General features: G+C 59.3%; 20 protein-coding genes and 4 tRNA genes. 14 read left to right on the top strand and 10 right to left on the bottom strand.

Features of this window, described 5'->3' with window-relative positions:
- Window positions 1-8: 8 nt before the first annotated feature.
- Genes CKW16_RS21935 through thiO form a run of 4 tightly spaced genes read left to right on the top strand, consistent with a single transcriptional unit; the run spans window position 9 to window position 5,160 of the window.
- Window positions 9-488 (top strand): PilX N-terminal domain-containing pilus assembly protein, encoded by a 480-nt coding sequence (locus CKW16_RS21935; protein ID WP_095130608.1) that lies wholly within the window; start codon window positions 9-11, stop codon window positions 486-488.
- Window positions 475-3,585 carry a pilus assembly protein gene (locus CKW16_RS21930; protein ID WP_095130606.1) on the top strand — a complete coding sequence of 1,037 codons (3,111 nt, stop codon included), beginning with the start codon at window positions 475-477 and terminating at the stop codon, window positions 3,583-3,585. Before CKW16_RS21935 ends, CKW16_RS21930 begins: the two co-directional genes overlap by 14 nt.
- Before the next feature lie 15 nt (window positions 3,586-3,600).
- Window positions 3,601-4,002, top strand: a complete 402-nt coding sequence (locus CKW16_RS21925) for a type IV pilin protein (protein WP_095130604.1) — start codon at window positions 3,601-3,603, stop codon at window positions 4,000-4,002.
- 57 nt (window positions 4,003-4,059) lie between these two features.
- Window positions 4,060-5,160, top strand: coding sequence for a glycine oxidase ThiO (gene thiO / locus CKW16_RS21920; protein ID WP_095130602.1), 1,101 nt, complete (start codon window positions 4,060-4,062; stop codon window positions 5,158-5,160).
- 3 nt (window positions 5,161-5,163) lie between these two features.
- Here the strand turns inward: thiO and CKW16_RS21915 are convergent, their stop codons facing one another.
- The 4 genes from CKW16_RS21915 to CKW16_RS21900 all read right to left on the bottom strand — a co-directional run bounded on the left by CKW16_RS21915 (window position 5,164) and on the right by CKW16_RS21900 (window position 9,464).
- Window positions 5,164-6,504, bottom strand: a complete 1,341-nt coding sequence (locus tag CKW16_RS21915) for a sigma-54 dependent transcriptional regulator (RefSeq protein ID WP_095130601.1) — start codon at window positions 6,502-6,504, stop codon at window positions 5,164-5,166.
- A 2-nt stretch (window positions 6,505-6,506) separates the two neighbouring features.
- Entirely contained in the window at window positions 6,507-8,096 is a 1,590-nt protein-coding gene (locus tag CKW16_RS21910) for a PAS domain-containing sensor histidine kinase (protein WP_095130599.1), read from the bottom strand.
- Window positions 8,086-8,319: a PP0621 family protein gene (locus tag CKW16_RS21905; protein ID WP_008154904.1), complete on the bottom strand. Its 234-nt coding sequence runs from the start codon at window positions 8,317-8,319 to the stop codon at window positions 8,086-8,088. Before CKW16_RS21905 ends, CKW16_RS21910 begins: the two co-directional genes overlap by 11 nt.
- Before the next feature lie 122 nt (window positions 8,320-8,441).
- A complete protein-coding gene (locus CKW16_RS21900) occupies window positions 8,442-9,464 on the bottom strand; it encodes an outer membrane protein assembly factor BamD (protein WP_095130597.1) in 1,023 nt (340 codons plus the stop codon).
- Window positions 9,465-9,615: 151 nt separating this feature from the next.
- On the opposite strand from CKW16_RS21900, the gene rluD reads away from it, so the two are divergent.
- The 7 genes from rluD (at window position 9,616) to CKW16_RS21860 (ending at window position 14,871) form a co-directional block, all read left to right on the top strand.
- Complete coding sequence (gene rluD, locus CKW16_RS21895) at window positions 9,616-10,578, top strand: 23S rRNA pseudouridine(1911/1915/1917) synthase RluD (protein WP_007942311.1); 963 nt, start codon at window positions 9,616-9,618, stop codon at window positions 10,576-10,578.
- A complete protein-coding gene (gene pgeF, locus CKW16_RS21890) occupies window positions 10,575-11,294 on the top strand; it encodes a peptidoglycan editing factor PgeF (protein ID WP_095130595.1) in 720 nt (239 codons plus the stop codon). The genes rluD and pgeF overlap by 4 nt, the downstream gene beginning before the upstream one ends.
- 296 nt (window positions 11,295-11,590) lie before the next feature.
- Window positions 11,591-14,155 (top strand): ATP-dependent chaperone ClpB, encoded by a 2,565-nt coding sequence (gene clpB, locus CKW16_RS21880; protein WP_095130594.1) that lies wholly within the window; start codon window positions 11,591-11,593, stop codon window positions 14,153-14,155.
- Between the two features lie 299 nt (window positions 14,156-14,454).
- A tRNA-Asn gene (locus CKW16_RS21875) sits at window positions 14,455-14,530 on the top strand.
- Between the two features lie 9 nt (window positions 14,531-14,539).
- Window positions 14,540-14,616, top strand: a tRNA-Pro gene (locus tag CKW16_RS21870).
- Between the two features lie 5 nt (window positions 14,617-14,621).
- A tRNA-Lys gene (locus CKW16_RS21865) sits at window positions 14,622-14,697 on the top strand.
- Between the two features lie 97 nt (window positions 14,698-14,794).
- A tRNA-Pro gene (locus CKW16_RS21860) sits at window positions 14,795-14,871 on the top strand.
- A 114-nt stretch (window positions 14,872-14,985) separates the two neighbouring features.
- On the opposite strand, the gene CKW16_RS21855 is transcribed toward CKW16_RS21860, so the two are convergent.
- The 5 genes from CKW16_RS21855 to CKW16_RS21835 all read right to left on the bottom strand — a co-directional run bounded on the left by CKW16_RS21855 (window position 14,986) and on the right by CKW16_RS21835 (window position 18,454).
- Window positions 14,986-15,384 (bottom strand): hypothetical protein, encoded by a 399-nt coding sequence (locus CKW16_RS21855; protein ID WP_095130592.1) that lies wholly within the window; start codon window positions 15,382-15,384, stop codon window positions 14,986-14,988.
- 318 nt (window positions 15,385-15,702) lie between these two features.
- Entirely contained in the window at window positions 15,703-17,001 is a 1,299-nt protein-coding gene (locus CKW16_RS21850; protein ID WP_095130590.1) for an NAD(P)/FAD-dependent oxidoreductase, read from the bottom strand.
- A 60-nt stretch (window positions 17,002-17,061) separates the two neighbouring features.
- A complete protein-coding gene (locus tag CKW16_RS21845; protein ID WP_074870992.1) occupies window positions 17,062-17,235 on the bottom strand; it encodes a DUF3094 domain-containing protein in 174 nt (57 codons plus the stop codon).
- A 68-nt stretch (window positions 17,236-17,303) separates the two neighbouring features.
- Complete coding sequence (locus CKW16_RS21840; protein WP_095130588.1) at window positions 17,304-17,831, bottom strand: MOSC domain-containing protein; 528 nt, start codon at window positions 17,829-17,831, stop codon at window positions 17,304-17,306.
- Entirely contained in the window at window positions 17,828-18,454 is a 627-nt protein-coding gene (locus tag CKW16_RS21835; protein WP_008154887.1) for a DUF1780 domain-containing protein, read from the bottom strand. Before CKW16_RS21835 ends, CKW16_RS21840 begins: the two co-directional genes overlap by 4 nt.
- 251 nt (window positions 18,455-18,705) lie before the next feature.
- Here CKW16_RS21835 and CKW16_RS21830 point away from each other — a divergent pair, with 251 nt between their 5' ends.
- Genes CKW16_RS21830 through CKW16_RS21820 form a run of 3 tightly spaced genes read left to right on the top strand, consistent with a single transcriptional unit; the run spans window position 18,706 to window position 22,576 of the window.
- Entirely contained in the window at window positions 18,706-20,073 is a 1,368-nt protein-coding gene (locus CKW16_RS21830) for an aromatic acid/H+ symport family MFS transporter (RefSeq protein ID WP_095130585.1), read from the top strand.
- A complete protein-coding gene (locus tag CKW16_RS21825) occupies window positions 20,070-21,287 on the top strand; it encodes a benzoate/H(+) symporter BenE family transporter (protein WP_095130583.1) in 1,218 nt (405 codons plus the stop codon). The genes CKW16_RS21830 and CKW16_RS21825 overlap by 4 nt, the downstream gene beginning before the upstream one ends.
- 20 nt (window positions 21,288-21,307) lie before the next feature.
- Entirely contained in the window at window positions 21,308-22,576 is a 1,269-nt protein-coding gene (locus tag CKW16_RS21820) for an OprD family porin (RefSeq protein WP_095130581.1), read from the top strand.
- Window positions 22,577-22,634: 58 nt separating this feature from the next.
- Here the strand turns inward: CKW16_RS21820 and CKW16_RS21815 are convergent, their stop codons facing one another.
- A complete protein-coding gene (locus CKW16_RS21815) occupies window positions 22,635-22,877 on the bottom strand; it encodes a DUF2790 domain-containing protein (RefSeq protein WP_033054329.1) in 243 nt (80 codons plus the stop codon).
- Window positions 22,878-23,309 lie beyond the last annotated feature (432 nt).

The following is a 23,309-nucleotide window of genomic DNA, read 5'->3' as shown; positions in this document are numbered from 1 at the left end:
GAGGGCCGATGAGTATTTCTTCCACGACCCCTCATGCCCAGCGCGGCATGGCGCTGTTGGTCAGCCTGGTGTTTCTCCTGGTGCTGACGTTGATCGGGCTTTCGTCGATGCAGAGCGCGACGTTGCAGGAAAAAATGGCCGGCAGCGTGATTCTGCGCAATCAGTCGTTCCAGGGCGCCGAATCGGCGTTGCGCGTGGGTGAAAGCGCGGTGCAACTGGAGACCTATTCGTTGCCGGTCTGCAGTGGCACCACCCAATGCGCGCCACCGGCCGAGTCGTCGACAATCACCGGCGCCGGCTTCAATTCCACCTCGGGGGTGACCTGGATCGCCTCCGGTAGCGGTTTTTACGGGGTGCAGAACATCGGCACCACCCTGACCGCCGTGAATGTGCCGAGCAACACCTCGACAACGCTGTACCGGGTGACCGCAGTCGGCATCGCGGGCAACTCGCGCAGTGTGGTGGAGAGTATCTATGCGAAGTACTGAACGGTACGCCGGGCTGTGGCGCCTGGTATGCGGCGCAGTGTTGGGGCTTTACCTGTCGGCGCCGGCCTATGCATTCACGCCATCGGATTCGCCGCTGTTGAACGCCGCCGCCGTGGCACCCAATGTAATGCTGTTACTCGATGACTCGGGGAGTATGAACAGCATTATCTGGGCGGCAGGCTTCGACCCAACGATCGCACGCCCCCCGGTGACTATTTGCCTCTCGAATGGTTCGTGCTTGAAAGGCCGGGAACTTGACATGACCGATAGCAGTATTTCCTTGTCGAGTTTGACTCGTGGAACATGCGGGAGGGATGGATGGTACGGTTTTTATAAAAACAGCTTCCTCGGTCTGGATTCGCTTTGCCTGAAGCTTCCCGATCCGGTAGGGCGCGAGGACACTCGCTATTCGGCGAAATACTTGTCGTATCTGATAAGCTTGGTCAACCATTCCGACCGGGATTTCACCGATGGCTCGATCCCCGATGATTACCGGATGAATGTGGCGCGCAACGTTTCCAAGGCGTTGGTGGCCAGCAACCGCTCGCTGCGCATCGGCCTGTCGACGTTCAACCTGGCTGTCGGAAACCATAAGAATGACGGCGGTTACATCGCCCGCTCGGTCAGTGATTTGTCGGCTGTCAGCGGCACCGTGACTCAGGCTCAGGCTGATACCAACTACAACGCATTGATCGCCGGAATCGACGAGCTGAGCGCGCAGGCCAATACGCCACTGGCTGAAGCCTATTACGAGATCACCCGCTATTTCCGTGGCATGGCGCCGTACAACAACTCGACGCCCACCTCCTATACCAGTCCGATTCAGTATCGCTGCCAAAGAAACTACGGGGTGGTGATTACTGATGGCCTGCCAACCTACGACCGAACCTTTCCGACCGACGATCCTCTCGGTGGCAGCCGCTTACCGAACTGGGACGGGATCAGCAATAACGATGGCGCCAACCTCTTCGGCGACGACGATGGCGATACCCTGTATCTGGATGACATCGCCAAGTTCGCCTTCGACATCGACATGCGCTCCACGGGGACCGATGCCGCGGGCAAAAGCTGGGACGCCCTGGATTTTCCCAGGCAGAACATGAATACCTACACCGTGGGTTTTACCGCAGCAAACCAAATGCTGGCGGACGCCGCGACCTACGGGCAGGGCAAGTACTACCAGGCGACTGAAGGCGCCGGGCTCAACAGCGCACTGTCTTCGGCCCTGAGCGATATCACCTCCAAGGCTGGCTCAGGTGGCAGCGGCGTGGCCAGCGGGACCACTCTGGCCAGCGGTTCGAGTTACTTTCAGACCAGTTACGATCCCAAGGATTGGCGCGGCACGATCAAGTCCTACGGGTTTACCTCCGCTGGCGCGGTTAACACCGCCTCGGTGTTGTGGACAACCGATACCGCCATCGTGCCCGGTGCCACGGCGCCGACCTACCAGTCCTGGAATACCCTGACCAATTCGGCTGTGACACTGGCCTACGCCAGTTTTTCCCCTGCCCAGCAAACTTCCCTCAACCAGAGTTTGCCCACCGGCATCACCGGCATCGATCTGGTGGAGTGGAGCAAGGGCACCAACAAGACCGGCCTGAAAGTGCGCAGTGTGCTGCTTGGCGACATCATCAATTCGCCGTTGGCCCTGGCGTCACCCACGGATAAAACCGCGTCCGATCTGTCAGGCGACACCACTTACAGCGCCTATCTGGCAACCAAAGCGGCAAGCATGAACGCCAGCCTCGTGGTGAACGCCAACGACGGTTTTGTAAACGTCATCAACACGTCCAATGGCACGCGGCGTTACGCTTTTATGCCGTCCAGTGTGTTGCCGTCACTGCGTTACATCGCCGACCCCAATTACATAAACGGGGTGAGCCACAAGTTTCTGGTGGACGGCCAGGTGGGCGTGTTCGATGCCCAGCTCAACAGTGCCTGGAAAACCCTGGCGATTGGTGGAACAGGGGCGGGCGGCAAAACCTTCTATGCACTGCAGTTGTTCGACGCCTCGGCCGGTAACGTGACTAACGCGTTGTGGGAAATCAGTGCGCCGACCACGGCAAATACGGAGAACGTTTTCAATGATCTGGGTTATGCCTACGCACGACCGGAAGTGGCACGCTTGGCCGACGGTCGATGGGCGGCATTCATCTCCAACGGTTATGGCAGCAACTCCGGGGTGGCAGCGTTGTACGTGGTCGATGTTCGCGACGGCACGTTGATCAAGAAAATAGTGGTCGACGGCGCCGAAACTACCAACGGCCTGTCATCGGTAAAACTTCGTGTCAACTCGCAGAATGTGGTGCAGGCCGCTTATGGTGGCGATTTGAAGGGGAGGTTGTGGAAGTTTGATTTGAGCGCCACCGCTCCGGAATCGTGGGACCTGGCGTTTTCCCGCCAACCGCTGTTTACCACCGCGGGTGGCGTCACCCAGCCGATCACCGCACAACCATTGCTGGCGGACAATTCGTTGGGAGGGAAGGAAGTGTTTTTCGGCACCGGTAAATTCAATGAGACGGCCGACAAGACCAACAAAGACCTTCAGGCTTTCTATGCCGTGTGGGATGCGGAAGGTGGCTCCGGAAAAATCACAACGTCCAGTTTGCAGGCACAGTCGGTGACTGGCGTGTTCTCCGGCAGCAGTGGGCAATTTATTACCACCAGTCAGAACGACGTGACCTATCCGGCGAAAAAAGGCTGGTACCTGCCGCTGGTGTACAACAACGTGCTAACCGGTGAACGGGTGATCAATCAGGCCAGTCTGGTGGCGGGCCGGATCGTGTTCACCACGGCCAGCGTGGACACCACCGACCCTTGCGCCAGTTTCGGTACCGGCAAACTGGTCGAGCTGGATGCATTCAGCGGTAAGATGCTCAATTACGCGGTGCTCGACACCAATGGTGACGGGCTGGTCGACAGCACGGATTCGATATCAAGCGGGGTGATTTTCACCGGTGGTATTCCGACACTGAACGCGATCGTCAACAATGCGTCCCGCAAAATTGTTAACAACTCCAGCGGTGGCATCAGCTCCCTGGTGGAAAAGCCCGGCAGCGGCGGCAGCCGTCGCATCATGTGGCGACAAATACAGTAAGTGAGAGTTTGAGGCATGCGCAGATCCAACCGAGGTTTTACCCTGATCGAAATCATGATCGTGATTGCGATCATCGGAATCGTTATCACCATTGGCTACCCGAGCCTCACCGAGTACGTGAATAAGGGGCGCCGCACTGAAGTCGCCGGCCTGCTCTCCGAACAAGCGCAGATCCTTGAACGCTACTATTCGAAGAATAATGTCTACACCAACGCCACCGGCCTGAGTGCCGGTAATGACTTCTACACCATCACCCCGACCCTGACCGATCAGACCTTCCTGCTGACGGCAGTGCGCAAGCCCGGCAAGGCCATGGCTGCTGACAAGTGCGGTGATTTCACCATCACCAACACCGGCGTCAGAAGCATGGTCAATGCCACGGCCGGATTGGTTGCCAAGGATTGCTGGGGTCGCTGAGTTCCTTTTGCGGGCGCCTTTTTGCGCCCTCTGTCTATTTAACGGTTGGATCAGAACATGACCAGGCAACAGCAAGTGGTGATTGTCGGCGGCGGCGTGATTGGCCTGCTGACAGCGTTCAATCTCGCGTCCGAAGTGCAAAGTGTTGTGCTGCTGGATCGTTCGAACGTCGGTCAGGAGTCGTCCTGGGCGGGTGGCGGTATCGTTTCGCCGCTTTACCCGTGGCGCTACAGCCCGGCGGTCACCGCGTTGGCGCATTGGTCCCAGGATTTTTATCCACAGCTGGGCGAGCGACTGTTTGCCGCCACGGGTGTCGATCCCGAGGTGCATACCACCGGGTTGTACTGGCTGGATCTGGATGATGAGGCCGAGGCGCTGGCCTGGGCTGAGCGGGAAAACCGTCCGTTGCGGGCTGTGGATATCTCGGCGGCTCACGACGCGGTGCCGGTGCTGGGGAGCGGTTTTTCCCGGGCGATCTACATGGCCGATGTGGCCAATGTGCGTAATCCGCGGCTGGTGAAGTCCCTCAAGGCTGCGTTGCTGGCGCTGCCGAACGTGACGATTCATGAGCAGTGTGAAGTCAGCGGGTTTATCCGTGAAGGCGCAACGGTGGTCGGGGTGCAGACCTCGGCGGGAGCGATTCATGGCGATCAGGTGGTGCTGACCGCGGGTGCCTGGAGCGGTGATTTACTCAAGAGCCTGGGCCTGGACTTGCCGGTCGAGCCGGTGAAAGGGCAAATGATTCTCTACAAATGCGCAGCGGATTTCCTGCCGAGCATGGTTCTGGCCAAGGGGCGTTATGCGATTCCCCGGCGCGACGGGCACATTCTGATCGGCAGTACGCTGGAGCATGAAGGCTTCGACAAGACGCCAACCGAATCTGCCCTGGAGAGCCTGAAGGCGTCGGCGGTGGAGTTGATTCCTGCACTGGCGGATGCCGAGGTCGTGGGGCACTGGGCCGGGTTGCGACCGGGCTCACCGGAAGGCATTCCCTACATCGGTCGGGTGCCAGGGTTCGAAGGGCTTTGGCTCAATTGCGGGCATTACCGTAATGGTTTGGTACTAGCGCCGGCGTCGTGTCAGTTGTTTGCGGATGTGATGCTGGGGCGTGAGCCGATCATTGATCCGGCGCCGTATGCACCGACTGGACGTATCTGAGACTCAATCGAGTCCCAGTTTCTTGAGCCTGTAGCGCATCGACCGAAATGAAAGATTCAACCGCTGAGCCGCCGCCGTGCGGTTCCAGCGGGTTTCTTCCAGGGCCTGGAGGATAAGGTTGCGTTCGACGTTTTCCAGGTAGTCTTCCAGGTTGTCGATCTGCGTCAGGTCCGGCACACCACCTTCCGGGTTGCAGTTGCCTTCGGCCAGTCGCAGGTCGCTGGCTTCAATTTGTTTGTTTTCGCACAGCGTGTGCGCCCGTTCGAGCATGTTCTCCAGTTCCCGGACGTTGCCGGGGAAGCGGTAGCTTTTCAGCGCGTCGAGGGCTTGGGGGTGGAGTTTTGCAGCGGGCTGGCCAGTGCTGATAGCCAGGCGTTTGAGCACATGGCTGGCGAGGGATTCGATGTCGTCACGGCGTTCGCGCAAGGGCGGCACCCGTAGTTCGATCACGTTCAACCGGTAGTACAAATCCTGACGAAAACGTTCGGCGGCGACTTCGGCGTCGAGGTCTTTGTGGGTGGCGCAAAGGATACGCACATCGACCACGGTTTCCTGCTGCTCGCCGACACCGCGAACGGCTTTTTCCTGTATTGCCCGTAGCAGTTTGACCTGCATCGCCAGCGGCAAATCAGCCACTTCGTCGAGGAACAGGGTGCCACCATGGGCGGCCTGGAACAGTCCGGGTTTGTCTTCGATGGCACCGCTGAAGCTGCCTTTGCGATGCCCGAAAAACTCGCTTTCCATCAATTCCGACGGAATCGCCCCGCAATTGACCGGGATAAACGGTTGGCTGGCGCGGGGTCCTTGCTCATGGATCAGTCGCGCGACCAACTCCTTGCCACTGCCGGATTCGCCGCTGATGTACACCGGCGCCTGGCTGCGGGCCAGTTTGTCGATGTGTTTGCGCAAGGCGCGCATGGGCGGTGAGTCACCCAGTAGCCGGCGATCGATGGCGATGCCGGTGCCGCCCGGCGCAGGCAACCGAAGCGCGCTGCTGACCAGTTCTCGCAAGCGGGTGAGGTCCACCGGTTTGGTCAGGAAGTCGAAGGCGCCGGCCTTGAGGGCGTTGATCGCCGTTTCCAGGCTGCCATAAGCGGTGATCATTGCCACCGGTACGTTTGGGTGGCGTTGCTGGATGTGTTGCACCAGCTCAAGGCCGGTGCCGTCCGGCAAGCGCATGTCGGTCAGGCACAAATCGAACGTCTCTCGCGACAGCAGGGCCTGGGCTTCGCCGAGGTTGCGGGCACTGAAGGTGTAGAGTTTCATCCGTCCCAGGGTGATTTCCAGGAGTTCGCGGATATCCGGTTCGTCGTCGACGATCAGGACTTTTTGCCGTGGGCTCATGTTCAACTTTGTTTCCGTCCGTGAGCAAAAGTGATGCGAAAGCAGCCGCCGCCTTGGCGTGGTTTGAAGTCTAGGCGGGCCTGGTTGCTTTCGCACAGCTCACGGGACAGATAAAGCCCCAGGCCGGTGCCTTGGGGGCTGGTGGTGAAGAACGGTTCGAACAAGTGCACGTGATGCTCCGGTGCCACGCCGCGGCCATCGTCCAGGATCTCGAGGATCGGCAGCAGGCTGTCCGGGTCGACGAACAACTCGAGCCAGACCTGTGCCAGGTCGTGATTCAAGGCGCTATGGCGCCAGGCATTGCGCAACAGATTGTCGAGAATCTGGGTCAGCTGGTCTGGATCCATCAGGGTTTTGAAGTCTCCTGAACCGATGCGCAGATGAATCTGCTGATGCTCGGTCGCCCCCTCGCGGGTTTCGTTGACGAACTGCTCCAGCCACGGCTTCAGATCAAGCCGTTGCGCTACGGTTTGCTGGCGGCGGGACAGTTGCAGGACGTTTTCGATAACCCGATTCATTCGCTGAGAGTGGTCTTGAATAATCTGTGTCAGACGTCGATCCGCGCGGTTCAGTTCCTCTGATTCCTGCAATAGCTGCGCGGCATGACTAACGGCGCCCAGTGGATTGCGGATTTCATGGGCGATACCGGCGGTCAGGCGACCGAGGGCGGCGAGCTTCAGTTGCTGGGCTTGTTGGGCGATTTGCGCGAGGTCTTCGAGAAAGACCAGGGTCTGGTGGTGAGGGCTTTGGTCCAGGGCAATGAAGCTCGGTTGCAGCTCCAGACCGCTACTGGCGACTTTCAGGCTCTGGGGGCGCAGCGTCGGATTGTTGAGCCACAGTTGCAGGCGTTCGACCAGGCTGGGTAAGTAGTCGTCGATCAGCTGGCCTGCAAGATTTTCCCTGCCTAACAGGTTCAAGGCGCTGTGGTTGGCCAGTTGAACCCGCCGCTTGTCGTCGAGTACCAGGATGCCGGTACGCATGCGTTGCAGGATCAGTGCGTTGAGGGCTTCGAGGCCGACGACTTCGCTGGCCCGTTGTTCGGCGAGGGTTTCGCTGACCTCCAGGCGTCGGCTCAGCCCTTGCACCAGCAATGCCGCAGCAAAACACAAGGCGCCGAGCGTGCCGACTTGCAGGTAGTCGTTGGGGGTGGCGGGATGGCTGAAACTCAGGAGGAAGCTCAACCCGACGATGCCGAGCGCGCCAACGGCGGCAATCAGCAGTCCGATGCGCCCTCGCAACAAGGTGTTACTGATGGCTACCGATACGATCAGCAAGTTGCCGATGGCGCTGGCCACACCGCCGGCGGCGTAGAACAGACCGCACAGCAGCAGGACGTCGGTCAGCGCCAGGCTGAACAGTTGCGTCGGGCGCCGGGTGTTCCCGAGGAATACCACCAGCAGGATATTCAGCACCAGGTAAAACCAGCTGCCACTGCGCAGCAGGTCGTCATTGCTGAACGTCAGCAGCTGGTTGTCCATGTTGCTGGAGATCAACAGCACCAGGGTGATGCCGATGCTCAAACGGTAAAGGTGATAGAGGCGCAGCAGTCGCTGGGCCTGTTTGCTGCCGGGACTGGAGGTCTCAGCGATCACTGGAGCCCGGGCCTTGCTCAAGATGAGCCTGGCTGCAATACCACTGTTGTTGAAGGCTCAGCGCGCGGTCGCGTGGCAGGTGTACGCCGCAATGGGCGCAGCGGACCATCGGGGCCGCTTCCAGCTCGGCAGAGGACTTGGGCACAGAAGCCTGGCCCTTGAACTTGCGCCAGAACCATACCGCAGCGGCAATCAGGGCGATCCAGAACAGTAAACGAAGCATGATGAGCAGCTATTCGACGAGTGATGAGCCAGTTTAGCCAAGGACATGACCAGCGCACAGCGTAATCATCGAGCCCATAAAAAAGGAGCCTCGAAAGGCTCCTTTTTGTACAACCCGATGCGTCAGTCAAACACGCCGAAGGTCATGTAGCTGAACCACGAGCGGTCGCTGTTATTGGCTTCGGACTCGTGTTCCTCTTCTTCGATCACGTCGCCATTTTCATCTTTAGGCTTGAGATCGTTCGGAATCGCGTCCTTGGCGTCCTGGAACTGCCGCTGCACGTCCTGGTTGGCGCGGGTTTCGCCCGGCGGCAGCGGTGGACGGGATTCGATCAGGCCCAGGGTGGCCTTGCTCAACCACGACCGGTTGTCGGCTTCGTCCATCGAAGGCTTGAACTGACCGTCGTCCAGGCTTGGATGGTTCGGGTAGTTGAGCTTCAGGGTTTCGAGGCTGGTGGCGGCCAGGTCGTCCAGGTGCAGACGCTGGTAGGCCTCTGTCATCACCGCCAGGCCGTCACCGACCGAAGGGGTTTCCTGGAAGTTTTCCACCACGTAGCGACCACGGTTCGCGGCGGCGACATAGGCCTGACGGGTCAGGTAGTAGTCGGCAACGTGAATCTCGTAGGCCGCCAGCAGGTTGCGCAGGTAGATCATGCGCTGCTTGGCGTCCGGCGAGTAGCGGCTGTTGGGGAAGCGGCTGGTCAGCTGGGCGAACTCGTTGTAGGAGTCGCGAGCGGCGCCCGGGTCACGCTTGGTCATGTCCAACGGCAGGAAGCGCGACAACAGGCCGACGTCCTGATCGAAAGAAGTCAGACCCTTGAGGTAATACGCGTAATCCACGTTCGGGTGCTGCGGGTGCAGGCGAATGAAGCGCTCGGCGGCAGACTTCGCAGCTTCAGGCTCGGTGTTCTTGTAGTTGGCGTAGATGAGCTCGAGTTGAGCCTGATCGGCGTAGCGACCGAACGGATAACGCGACTCCAGCGCCTTCAGCTTGGCTGTGGCGGCGGTGTAGCTATTGTTGTCCAGATCGTGCTGAGCCTGCTGGTACAGCTCGACCTCGCTCAGGTTTTCGTCTACGACTTCCTTCGATGAGCAAGCAGCGGTCAATGCGAGGATGGCGATCAGCAGCAGGTGTTTCACTTGCATGGCGGCTTGCGTCCCTATGACGGCCGCTGTCTTGGGCGGGGCCGTCCTGTTATGATGAGCGCCCCGTTGAATAGCCTCGGGGCAAAAGACGCCGTATTTAACCACAAGCGCGCAGCCGAAACCAAAGGCTGTGCCGACGCCTAGTCTGAGCATGTCCGATAAAATTGAACTTCGCGCAGAGGTGCCGTCCGAATTGGGCGGCCAACGCCTCGATCAAGTCGCCGCACAATTATTCGCTGAGCACTCGCGCTCGCGCCTTTCCGCCTGGATCAAAGACGGCCGCCTGACTGTGGATGGGGCGGTTATCCGCCCGCGAGACATTGTTCACGGTGGTGCCATTCTTGAACTCACTGCCGAGCAGGAAGCTCAGGGCGAATGGATCGCTCAAGACATCGAGCTGGACATCGTCTATGAAGACGACGACATCCTGGTGATCAACAAACCCGCGGGTCTGGTGGTGCATCCTGCCGCCGGTCACGCTGATGGCACCTTGCTCAACGCCTTGCTGCACCACGTGCCGGACATCATCAATGTGCCCCGCGCCGGTATCGTGCATCGCTTGGACAAGGACACCACCGGTCTGATGGTGGTGGCCAAGACCATTCAGGCGCAGACACAGCTTGTCACGCAATTGCAGAGCCGCAGCGTAAGCCGGATCTACGAGTGCATCGTGATCGGTGTGGTGACTGCCGGCGGCAAGATCAACGCGCCGATCGGTCGTCACGGTCAGCAACGCCAGCGCATGGCCGTGATGGAAGGTGGCAAGCAAGCCGTCAGCCATTACCGCGTGCTCGAGCGTTTCCGCTCCCACACGCACGTGCGGGTGAAGCTGGAAACCGGTCGTACGCACCAGATTCGTGTGCATATGGCTCACATCAACTACCCGTTGGTCGGAGATCCTGCCTACGGCGGTCGTTTCCGTATTCCGCCGGCAGCCAGTGTGACCATGGTCGAATCGTTGAAGGCGTTCCCGCGTCAGGCGCTGCATGCGCGGTTCCTGGAGCTGGATCACCCGACCACCGGTAAACGCATGAGCTGGGAATCGCCACTGCCGGACGATTTCGTCTGGTTGCTGACGCTGCTCAAGCAAGACCGCGAGGCGTTCATCGGATGAATGACTGGCTGATTCCCGACTGGCCTGCGCCTGCCGGGGTGAAAGCCTGCGTGACCACCCGTGCGGGCGGCGTCAGTCTGGCGCCGTTCGACAGCCTCAACCTCGGCGATCACGTCGATGACAGCCCCGAAGCTGTTGCCGAAAACCGCCGTCGCCTCACCGATCATTTCTCTATTCAGCCGGCCTGGTTAAAGCAGGTTCACGGCATTGTCGTGGCCCACGCAGACCCAAGCCTTACGGCCACTGCCGATGCCAGCTGGACGGCAACGCCCGGTATCGCCTGCACGGCGATGACCGCGGATTGCCTGCCGGCATTGTTTTGCGACCGTGCAGGCACTCGCGTCGCGGCGGCCCATGCCGGTTGGCGCGGGTTGGCGGCGGGTGTGCTGGAGGCGACCCTCGACAGTCTGGCCGTGCCACCAGAAGAAGTGCTGGTCTGGCTCGGCCCGGCCATTGGCCCGCAAGCCTTTGAAGTCGGCCCTGAAGTGCGCGAAACCTTCGTCGAGCAATTGCCCGAAGCCGCTAAAGCGTTTGTACCGAGTGCAAATGCTGGCAAATTCATGGCCGACATCTATGAGTTGGCGCGTTTGCGTCTGGCGGCTCGCGGTGTCACTGCTGTTTATGGTGGCGGTTTCTGCACCGTGACCGATCCTCGCTTCTTTTCTTACCGCCGCAGTCCACGCACCGGTCGGTTTGCCTCCCTCATTTGGCTGTAGTGCCCTGTCTCACAAATACTGTTCCTTTTTGACGGTGTCTGTTGCCGTCATGCTGCGTTGCCGCTCCTCGCCATAGCGGGCTATGACTCGTCGCGGCGCCTTGCCTGACGACAACAGCCACTCGCCAAAAGAGGAACGTATTCGTGAGACAGGGCACAAACGCTAAACTTCTCTGATCTGCATCAATTGAGCGACGCTTGAAACTCCCAGAATCGACCGCATCTATAACGGTATCTGGCAGGTTTCTTCATTCAGGATGTTTTATAGGTCCGGCCTGCTCAAAAGGAAGGTGACCCATGCGTATAGACCGTTTAACCAGCAAGTTGCAGTTAGCCTTGTCCGACGCCCAATCCCTGGCCGTCGGCCTCGATCATCCGGGCATTGAACCGGCGCACTTGATGCAAGCCATGCTTGAGCAGCAGGGTGGTTCGATCAAACCCCTGCTGATGCAGGTGGGCTTCGACGTCAACAGCCTGCGTAAAGAGCTGACCAAAGAGCTCGACCAACTACCAAAAATCCAGAACCCGACCGGCGACGTGAACATGTCGCAGGATTTGGCGCGCCTGCTCAATCAGGCCGATCGTCTGGCCCAGCAGAAGGGCGACCAGTTCATCTCCAGCGAACTGGTGTTGCTCGCCGCCATGGACGAGAACAGCAAGCTCGGCAAATTGTTGCTCGGCCAGGGCGTCAGCAAGAAAGCCCTGGAAAACGCGATCAACAACCTGCGTGGTGGTGAGGCCGTCAATGACGCCAACCACGAAGAGTCGCGCCAGGCGCTGGATAAATACACCGTCGACCTGACCAAGCGTGCCGAAGAAGGCAAGCTCGATCCGGTGATCGGCCGTGACGACGAAATTCGCCGGACCATTCAGGTCCTGCAGCGCCGCACCAAGAACAACCCGGTGCTGATCGGTGAGCCTGGCGTGGGTAAAACCGCCATCGCCGAAGGCCTGGCCCAGCGCATCATCAACGGCGAAGTGCCGGATGGACTGAAAGGCAAACGCCTGCTGTCCCTGGACATGGGGTCGCTGATTGCCGGTGCCAAGTACCGTGGCGAGTTCGAAGAGCGCCTCAAATCCCTGCTCAACGAACTGTCGAAGCAGGAAGGGCAGATCATTCTGTTCATCGACGAACTGCACACCATGGTTGGCGCCGGTAAAGGCGAAGGCTCGATGGATGCGGGCAACATGCTCAAGCCAGCATTGGCGCGCGGTGAGCTGCACTGCGTCGGCGCGACCACGCTCAACGAGTACCGCCAATATATAGAGAAGGACGCGGCCCTCGAACGGCGCTTCCAGAAAGTGCTGGTGGATGAGCCGAGCGAAGAAGACACCATCGCGATTCTGCGTGGCCTGAAAGAGCGTTACGAGGTTCACCACAAGGTGGCGATCACCGACGGCGCGATCATCGCTGCGGCCAAGCTCAGTCATCGCTACATCACTGACCGTCAGCTGCCGGACAAAGCCATCGACCTGATCGACGAAGCGGCCAGTCGCATCCGCATGGAGATCGACTCCAAACCGGAAGTGCTCGATCGTCTGGAGCGTCGTCTGATTCAGCTGAAGGTGGAATCCCAGGCGCTGAAGAAAGAAAGCGACGAAGCCGCGATAAAACGTCTGGAAAAACTCCAGGAAGAAATCGTCCGCCTCGAACGTGAGTACTCGGACCTCGAAGAAATCTGGAACGCGGAAAAAGCCGAAGTCCAGGGTTCTGCTCAGATCCAGCAGAAAATCGAACAGTCCCGTCAGGAACTGGAAGCTGCCCGCCGCAAAGGCGACTTGAACCGCATGGCCGAGTTGCAGTACGGGATCATCCCGGACCTGGAGCGCAGCCTGCAAATGGTCGACCAGCACGGCAAAACTGAAAACCAGTTGCTGCGCAGCAAGGTGACCGAAGAAGAGATTGCTGAAGTCGTTTCGAAGTGGACCGGTATTCCGGTGTCGAAAATGCTCGAAGGCGAGCGCGACAAGCTGATGAAGATGGAAAGCCTGTTGCACCAACGTGTGATCGGCCAGGACGAAGCGGTGATTGCCGTTTCCAACGCCGTGCGGCGCTCCCGTGCCGGGTTGTCCGATCCGAATCGCCCGAGTGGCTCGTTCATGTTCCTCGGCCCGACCGGTGTCGGTAAAACCGAGCTGTGCAAGGCGCTGGCCGAGTTCCTCTTTGATACTGAAGAGGCGATGGTGCGGATCGACATGTCCGAGTTCATGGAAAAACATTCCGTGGCTCGTCTGATCGGGGCGCCACCAGGCTACGTAGGCTATGAAGAGGGCGGTTACCTGACCGAGGCAGTGCGTCGCAAGCCTTATTCGGTGATCCTCCTGGACGAGGTCGAGAAGGCCCACCCGGATGTCTTCAACATCTTGCTGCAAGTGCTGGAAGATGGCCGACTGACCGACAGTCATGGCCGCACGGTGGATTTCAAAAATACCGTGATTGTCATGACCTCCAACCTCGGTTCGGTGCAGATCCAGGAATTGGTCGGTGATCGTGAGGCTCAGCGTGCGGCAGTGATGGATGCGATTTCCACGCACTTCCGGCCGGAGTTCATCAACCGGGTCGACGAAGTGGTGATCTTCGAGCCATTGGCTCGGGATCAGATCGCGGGCATTACCGAGATCCAGTTGGGTCGCCTGCGCAGTCGCCTGACCGAGCGCGAGCTCAAGCTTGATCTCAGCCCTGAGGCCATGGATAAGCTGATCGCGGTGGGTTACGACCCGGTTTACGGCGCACGGCCGCTCAAACGAGCGATCCAGCGCTGGATCGAGAACCCGCTGGCGCAGCTGATTCTGTCCGGTCGTTTCATGCCGGGCGATACCGCCAAGGGTGTCGTGGAGAACGACGAAATCGTCTTCGTCTGATCCACGGCGGCAGCAAAACCTGTGAGGCCTCGCATTGCGAGGCCTTTTTTTCGCCAGGCTGTTGAACTGAAAGGAAAAGGCTTGTAAAGTGCGCCCCGCAGTAAGTCGCCCTGAAGGGTTCCAGCTCCCCAAGCAGGAATCTGAAATAAGTTGCAAATCATTAACTTGAAAGCAATTTAGGGGGTTGACAGAGGTGCTTAAGATTGTAGAATAGCGCGCCTCAGACACACGAACGCAGCGATGCGAACGGGTCGAAGAGAACGCAAAAAGCTTCATCGTTGTAAATTGAAATATGTAGTTCCGTGATAGCTCAGTCGGTAGAGCAAATGACTGTTAATCATTGGGTCCCAGGTTCGAGTCCTGGTCACGGAGCCAATTTCAAGCCGGGGTATAGCGCAGTCCGGTAGCGCGCCTGCTTTGGGAGCAGGATGTCAGGAGTTCGAATCCCCTTACCCCGACCATTTTTGGGTCGTTAGCTCAGTTGGTAGAGCAGTTGGCTTTTAACCAATTGGTCGTAGGTTCGAATCCCACACGACCCACCATTTTTGAAACCAGTTCACGCTGGGATCAGATCTTAAGATCAGAGGCCAAAAGCACTGATCGAAGAAGGCGACTTTTTAAAGGTCGCCTTTTTATTACCGGGGTATAGCGCAGTCCGGTAGCGCGCCTGCTTTGGGAGCAGGATGTCAGGAGTTCGAATCCCCTTACCCCGACCATATTAAAAATCCTCGTATCGAAAGATACGGGGATTTTTTTTGTCTTCGAAAAATGTTCCAGACGCAAAAAAGCCGCGCTTCTCGACGGAAAAGCGCGGCTTGGTTCTCAGACGCTTAGGCGCCGTCTTGGTCTTTCAAGTGCTCGAACAGGCCTTTTGGCATTTTCTTGCCGTTGGCTTCGAAGTTGGCCTTCACGTTGTCGAAAGCCTCTTGCTCGTCGATGAAGCCGTCATGGTTGGTGTCGATCTTGTCGAAATTGGATTTCGGCGCGACTTTCTGGAATTCCGCACGGGAGACCTTGCCGTCGCCATCGGTGTCGGTTTTTGCCATCGACGCATCGCCACACTTGCCTTCGCCACATTTACCTTCAGGCGTCTTCACCACCTGTTCGGCCGAGGCCAGCAGGTAGCCCTGGGTCAGAGGTTGCGCGGCGAACACAGAACCGGTCAACATCATGCCACCGGCCAAAACAGCGCCGAGCAAACCGATAGTGTTTTTGGTGGTACGGGACATTTCAATACTCCTGGGTTGCACGACACAACCGTTCGATAAAGGACGCCACGTAAGTGCGGCGATAACCGTAGCGGGCGGGGAGCCTTGCTCGGGTGTGGCCATTTAGCGGGCGTGGTGTATCGCTACTGTGTCGCGCAAGGGGGAGTTTGTAAGCGAAGGGGATGAAACGGCGGGAGAGATACAGTAAGACACAGATCTACAAGGCACTGACTAACAAATGTGGGAGCGGGCTTGCTCGCGAAAGCGGTGGGTCAGGCAACATTTACGTCGACTGACACGCCCTCTTCGCGAGCAAGCCCGCTCCCACACTTGATCGCGTTAGTGAAGCTTCAACCGCGGCTCAGTCCCGCGCCCGATCTTGCTCCCCAACATCAACATCGCGGTGCGAAACGCGCCATACAGTGCCATCTGGTGCATGCGATACAGCGACACGTAAAACATCCGCGCCAGCCAGCCTTCCAACATCACGCTGCCGGTGAGGTTGCCCATCAAGTTACCCACAGCTGAAAAACGCGACAGCGAGATCAGCGAGCCGTAGTCGGTGTACTTGTACGCAGGCAGAGGTTTGCCTTCTATCCGCAGTTTCAGCGATTTGGCCAGCAACGAAGCCTGCTGATGCGCAGCCTGGGCGCGTGGCGGAACATTGCGATCGGTGCCCGGCTGCGGGCAGGCTGCGCAGTCACCGAAGGCGAAGATGTTTTCGTCGCGGGTGGTTTGCAGGGTCGGCAGCACTTGCAGCTGATTGATCCGGTTGGTCTCCAGGCCATCGATGTCCTTGAGGAAGCCCGGTGCACGAATCCCGGCCGCCCAGACTTTCAGGCTGGCATTGATGACTTTGCCATCGGCGGTAATCAGGCTGTCGGCCGTCACTTCGCTGACGGCGGCATTGGTCATGACGTTGACCCCGAGTTTCTCCAGGGTTTTATGCACAGGCCCGCCGATACGTTCCGGCAGGGCTGGCAGCACCCGTGGCCCCGCTTCGATCAGCGTGATGTGCATGTTTTCCGGTTTGATCCGGTCCAGGCCGTAAGCCGCGAGTTCATGGGCGGCGTTGTGCAGTTCGGCAGCCAGTTCGACCCCGGTAGCACCGGCGCCGACGATGGCCACGCTGATCTGTTCGACCTTGTCGGTCTGCCCGGCATGGGCGCGCAGGTAGTGGTTGAGCAATTGCTGGTGGAAACGCTCGGCCTGTTTGCGGGTGTCGAGGAACAGGCAGTGTTGCGCCGCGCCCTGGGTCCCGAAATCGTTGGTGGTGCTGCCGACCGCGATCACCAGCGAGTCGTAACCCAGTTCACGGGCCGGGACCAGCTCCACGCCGGCTTCGTCGTAGGTGGCGGCCAGCTGGATTTTCTTCTGTGCGCGATCAAGCCCGCTCATGCGCCCCAGCTGGAACTCGAAGTGGTTCCATTTCGCCTGGGCAACATAGTTGAGTTCGTCTTCGGAAGAGTTCAGGGAACCTGCCGCCACTTCATGCAACAGCGGTTTCCAGATGTGGGTCAGGTTCGCGTCGACCAGCATCACACTGGCCGTGCCGCGCTTGCCCAGAGTCTTACCCAGACGGGTAGCCAACTCCAGACCGCCGGCGCCGCCGCCAACGATGACAATACGATGAGTCATGGGGATATCTCGCAAGGCTAAAAGAAATCGGTGCAATTACCCGAGCGAGCGCGATGCTGCTCATAGCGTCAGGTAACTGATAAATCGGCTCAACAGGCCTAAACCAATGGTCACTGCCAACACCACCACCAGGAGCATCCACGGCCGGAAAGGCCGGCGCTCGACTTGGTGCTGGGACAGTTGCAGGTACTCTTCGACATGCTTTTGGTCGTCGGGGTTCAGGCGGCTGGTCATATTGGGCCTCGTCAGGGGTAGACGTTGCTAAATGTGTAGAAGCTACAAGCAGGCTGCTGTGCAACACGTTAGCCCACATTGAACGGAGCATAGCCGCTGGCAGGAATGGGCTCGACGCTCACCGTATCGTCCAGGCGAATGATTCCACTTTGTAACACTCGGGCGGTGATTCCGCCATGTCCGCGAACCGCCTGAAAGGTCCCGGGGCCGAGGTTGTTCTCGAGGCGGGCGCAGGGTTGGCACCAGCCGGTGGTTTCGAAAATCGCCTGGCCAATCCTGAAGCGCCGGCCCTTGAGACTGAAGAGATTGATGCCGCTGATGACGATGTTGCGTCGCAAGTCCTGTGCTAACACCGGCTGATCCGTCGGGCGGCCCATCAGCGAATTGATCACCGCCAGATGCTCCCATTGAATCAGCGTGACCTGCCGAGCATTGCGTACGCCGGGACGCGCGTGATCACCGGTCAAACCGGCTTCAAGCCGCGCCTCCACGGCATCGAGTTCGATCATTTGAGAACGTGACTGCGGCCGCACGCCGATCCAGCGAACGCGACCCGTTTGCGGCACTTCGGCAATCAGTTCCTGCAACGGACTCACAGGCTGATCCCGACGTCGAAAACAATGCTGCGACCCAGGTTGCTGCGCAGGAAATCCGGCGCATCCGGGTGCGCGAACAGCACGCGGGCGAAGGTCGGACCGACCAGCGACAACGAGCGCCAGCCCTGGCGCAGGTATTCGGTCGGCGGCGGGAAGTGGCTGTTGAGGTCCAGCACTTCGCGCTTGAGGCTGGCGAAGGCGATGATGTCCAGTTCGCCCAGGTCCATGCCGCGTTCTTTGTAGTTGTGCGCTTTTTTGCGCAAGGTCGGCGCCAGTCTCAGCAAGAATTCATTGGCCGGGATGCGCCGGGGCTTGGCCTCGCGGCGCACCAGCGAACTCAGGGAAAACGCGCTGCGTCGTCGTTGCAGTTCATCGCGCCATTCGTCATTGAGGCGTCGGCCTTCATCGAGCACGAAAAACACTTCGAAACTGGCGTCACGAAACAACACGTCCGGCGGCTCCCCGGCCGGGGCGAATTCGTCGGCGCGATAGGGAATGTTCAGGCCTTGCAGCAGGCGCTGACAGACCCAACGCTCACGCTCCCATTTGCGGGCATTGGACAGGAACGCGTTGGCTTGCTCGGCCGCGATGGTCAGCAGGCGTAAATAATCTGAGTCATCCATAAGCCCAAGCTTAGCGTTCAAATGCGATCGCAAAGAAGACAGTTTATCGGAGAGGGTCAGATCTGCCGGATCTGCGGCGCGCCATGCCCGCAACACTCCTCATCCCGCCCCCTGTTCAAGGCATTGCACAAAACGGATAGCGATCTGCGCAAAGCGGATATTGCCCCGTGTCTGGCGTCTTTACCCTCGGCTGTACGGACGTTAGCCGTGTTGCCGACGCTCTTAAAAAATAACAACAAGAGATAAATGCCATGCGCAAGATCGACGTACATGAGGTTATCGACAACGCACGATTCAACCGCTTTCACTGGATGGTGCTGTTCTGGTGTGCCCTGATCATCATTTTCGACGGTTACGATTTGGTGATCTACGGCGTGGTGCTGCCGATGCTGATGAAAGAGTGGGGGCTCAGTCCCCTGCAAGCGGGCGCACTGGGCAGTTATGCACTGTTCGGGATGATGTTCGGCGCGCTGTTTTTCGGCCCGCTGTCGGACAAGATCGGCCGCAAAAAAGCCATCACGATCTGCGTGATGCTGTTCAGCGGTTTTACCGTGCTCAATGGTTTTGCCCGCAACCCCACCGAGTTTGGCCTGTGCCGGTTCATTGCCGGGCTTGGCATTGGCGGGGTGATGCCCAACGTCGTGGCACTGATGAACGAGTACGCGCCGAAGAAAATCCGCAGCACGCTGGTGGCGATCATGTTCAGCGGCTATTCGGTGGGCGGCATGCTCTCGGCGGGGCTCGGTATCGTGTTGATCCCGAGTTTTGGCTGGCAATCGGTGTTTTACGTGGCAGTGCTGCCGTTGCTGTTGTTGCCGTTGATCATGTACTTCCTGCCCGAGTCGGTGGGTTTCATGCTGCGTCAGGGGCGCAATGAAGAGGCGCGCAACATCCTGCAGCGGGTTGACCCGGCTTACGTCGCGCAAACCGGCGATCAGCTGCACATGAGCGAAGTGAAGGGCACCGGCACTCCGGTGTTGCAACTGTTTCGCGAAGGTCGTGCGCTGCGCACGCTGATGTTGTGGCTGGCGTTTTTCTGCTGCTTGCTGATGGTCTACGCCTTGAGTTCCTGGCTGCCGAAACTGATGGCCAACGCCGGTTACAGCCTGGGCTCGAGTCTGTCGTTCCTGCTGGTGCTCAACTTAGGCGCCATTTTCGGCGCGGTCGGCGGCGGTGTGCTGGGTGACAAGCTCAACCTGCCGCGGGTATTGGCGGTGTTCTTCGCCGTGGCTGCGGTGTCGATCACCTTGCTGGGTTTCAACAGCCCGATGCCGCTGTTGTACCTGCTGATCGCCATTGCCGGCGCCACCACCATCGGCTCGCAGATTCTGTTGTACGCCTGCGCCGCGCAGTTCTACTCCATGACCATTCGCTCCACCGGTTTGGGTTGGGCCTCGGGTATCGGGCGCAACGGCGCCATCGTCGGACCGCTGCTGGGCGGTGCGTTGCTCGGGATCAGCCTGCCGCTGCAACTGAACTTCATGGCCTTTGCCTTGCCCGGTGCGGTGGCCGCGATTGCCATGACCGTGTTCGCCATCAGCAGTCGGCGCAATGCTAAACAAGCGCTGTCGGGCCTGCGCCACGGTTCGCCCGATGGGTCTGTTGGCGAAGCTTCATGAAAACGTTCGTCCGGGATTTTTCCCTGTCTGCGGCAGTCGCCGGATTTATCGCCACGGTGATTTCCTACGCAGGCCCATTGGTGATCATCTTTCAGGCCGCCGAGACCGCGCACCTCTCGCGAGAGGTGCTGTCTTCCTGGGTCTGGGCGATTTCCATCGGCAGTGCCGTGCTCGGCATCGGTCTGAGCCTGCGTTACCGCGTCCCGGTGATCATCGCGTGGTCGGCGCCGGGGTCGGCGTTGCTGGTGGCGCTGTTGCCGGGAATCTCCATGCCGGAAGCGGTAGGCGCGTATCTGGTCAGCAGCCTGATTATCTTTCTGGTCGGCGTGTCCGGGGCGTTTGACCGGATCATCGGCAAACTGCCGGCGGCGATTGCGGCAGCGATGCTGGCGGGGATTCTGTTCAGCTTCGGCACCGGGTTGTTCGTCTCGTTGCAGGGCAAGCCGTTGCTGGTGCTGGCGATGTTCGCCACGTACCTGATCTGCAAACGGCTGATGCCGCGGTATGCGGTGTTGATGGTGCTGCTGGTGGGCTGCTCGATGGCTTTTCTCGCCGGTGATTTGCACAGCGAAGCGTTGGTGATCGGGTTGGCCACGCCGGTGTGGATAACGCCCGCGTTCAGCCTGAGCGCGACCCTGAATATCGCCTTGCCGCTGGTGATGGTGGCGCTGACCGGACAGTTCGTTCCCGGCATGGCGGTGCTGCGCGCCAGCGGTTACGCAACACCGGCCGGCCCGATCATCGCCAGCAGTGCGGTGGGCACGGCGCTGTTGGCGCCGTTCGGTTGCCATGGGCTGAATCTGGCAGCCATCACCGCGGCGATTTGTACCGGGCGCGAGGCCCATGAAGATCCCGGCAAACGCTATGTGGCCGGGGTTGTGGGCGGGCTGTGTTACCTGGTGCTGGGGATCTTCGGCGCCACCCTGGTTTCCCTGTTTTCGGCGTTCCCCAAAGAGCTGATCGCGGCCTTGGCCGGGCTGGCGCTGTTTGCTGCGATTGCCGGGGCGTTGGCCGGCGCAATGGCCGTGCCGAGTGATCGCGAAGCCGCGTTGGTGACCTTTCTGACCACCGCGTCGGGCATGTCGTTGTTGGGTTTGTCAGCCGCCTTTTGGGGGCTGATTTTCGGCATGGTCACGCACTTGTTGTTAAACGCCCGTCGTCCTGTTCCCCGCCGCGAATCCGCTGCGGCTGAAGCACTTCAACCTGTCGATTAATAAAAATAAGAGAAAAAACGATGAAACAGATTCTTCCAACAACCGGTTCAGTGTTGTCCATGGCTGTCGTCTCGAGTTTCTCCGCCGGTGCGATGGCGGCCGAGAGTGGCTTCATCGAAGACACCACCGCCACCTTGCAAGCACGCAATTACTACTTCAGCCGGGACTTCTCCGACATCGTCGGAGCCAACCAACAATCGAAGGCTGAAGAGTGGGCGCAGGGCTTCATCCTTAACGTCAAATCCGGTTATACCCAGGGCCCCATCGGTTTTGGTGTGGATGTCATTGGCCTGCTCGGCCTCAAACTCGACAGCAGCCCGGATCGGGTTAATACCGGTTTGCTGCCGGTAAAGGATGACGGGCGCGCGGCGGATGATTACAGCCGACTGGAAGGCGCGTTGAAGGTGCGTGTCTCCAAAACCGAACTGAAGGTGGGTGAGCTGCAACCCAACTTGCCAGTGCTGGCCTTCAGCGATATCCGTTTGCTGCCGCCCAGCTATCAGGGCGCGAGCATCAGCTCGAACGAGATCAACGGCCTGACCTTACAAGGTGGTCACTTGAACTCGACCAGCCTGCGCAACGAGGCTGGCGACGAAAAGATGCAAGCCATGCTCGGTCACGTACCGCAGCGTCAGGTCAGCAGCGATGGCTTCAACTTTGCCGGCGCCGATTACGCTTTCAACGATAAGCGCAGCTCGGTCAGCGCCTGGTTCGGGCAACTGGAAGATATCTACAACCAGCGTTTTCTCGGCCTCAAGCACAGCGAGCCACTCGGTAACTGGATCCTGGGCGCCAACCTTGGTTATTACGATTCGCGCGAAGACGGCAAAAAGCTGCTGGGCAACATCGACAACCAGGCGTTCTTCTCCTTGCTGTCAGCCAAGCGTGGCGGCCACACGTTCTATGTCGGCTATCAGGGCATGTTCGGCGACAGTGCCTTCCCGCGAGTGTTTGCCAACATCAGTCCACTGGGTAACGAGGTGCCGACCTACGAGTTCGCCTTCACCGATGAGCGCTCCTGGCAGGCGCGTTACGACTACGATTTCGCGGCCCTCGGCGTACCGGGGCTGACCAGCACCGTGCGCTACATCACCGGCAACAATGTCGATACCGGCAAAGGGTTCGAGGGCAAGGACCGCGAACGCGATCTGGACATCGGCTATGTGCTGCAGAGCGGCAGCCTCAAAGGCCTCGGGATTCGTGTGCGCAACGCGATGGCGCGCTCCAACTACCGCAGTGATATCGACGAGAACCGCTTGATCCTCAGCTACACATGGACGCTGCTATGAACCCTGAAAAAGAACAGGCGAAACGAATGATCGTGTGAGTCGTGCAGCGTGCCAGTGATTACAGGTTGCTCGTGCAATCACCCATGACCTCGTACGTCACGCGATGGGTCTGGCCTTGATGATCGACGTACTCCATGGTCGCAGGCACAACCCCGCAGGCGGTCGCAGTGTTCGACACTGAAACCACTTCGGCGATGTCCAGCGGCTGTGCCGGGTTGTACGAGGTAGCGGCGGGTTCGTTGCCGGCGGCCATGGCCGAGGTGGCGACAACGGTCAGAAACAGGCTGATCAGGGTTTTCATTTTTCCGTGCTCCGTGTTGATTCCGATACCTGAATTCTAGTCTTTGCCCGCGATCGATAAAGGGGGCTGGGTTTGATTCAGCGTTACAGAAAGCGTAACAATCGCTGGCTCTTTTTGATCGGGTGTATATCCGTTTTTGCGGTAACGGTCGCTGGCGGTTTCGCTTTTACAGCGAGTCACTTTGGAAAAGCCCCAAAGTAACCAAAGGGCTCTTGCCCCTGTCGTTCGGTGCCTCGCCTAGGCTCGGCATGCCCTCGCTCCGGTCCTGCTCCGTGGGCCCGCCGCCATCGGCCATCCATGGCCGGGGGCGGCTAACCCGGCATCCATGCCGGGTTGCCCACTGCGCAGAACCTCCACTCGGCCTCTCGATGGGGCGGTGCATCAAGATCAAAAGCTGCAGGCGAGCTAACGCTCGGCCTGTTGAGTGGTGAG

It is taken from the genome of Pseudomonas sp. Irchel s3h14 (assembly GCF_900187425.1).
Classification (GTDB): domain Bacteria; phylum Pseudomonadota; class Gammaproteobacteria; order Pseudomonadales; family Pseudomonadaceae; genus Aquipseudomonas.
The sequence above is the reverse complement of the archived record's forward strand: the minus strand, read 5'-3'. Positions and strand labels throughout refer to the sequence as shown.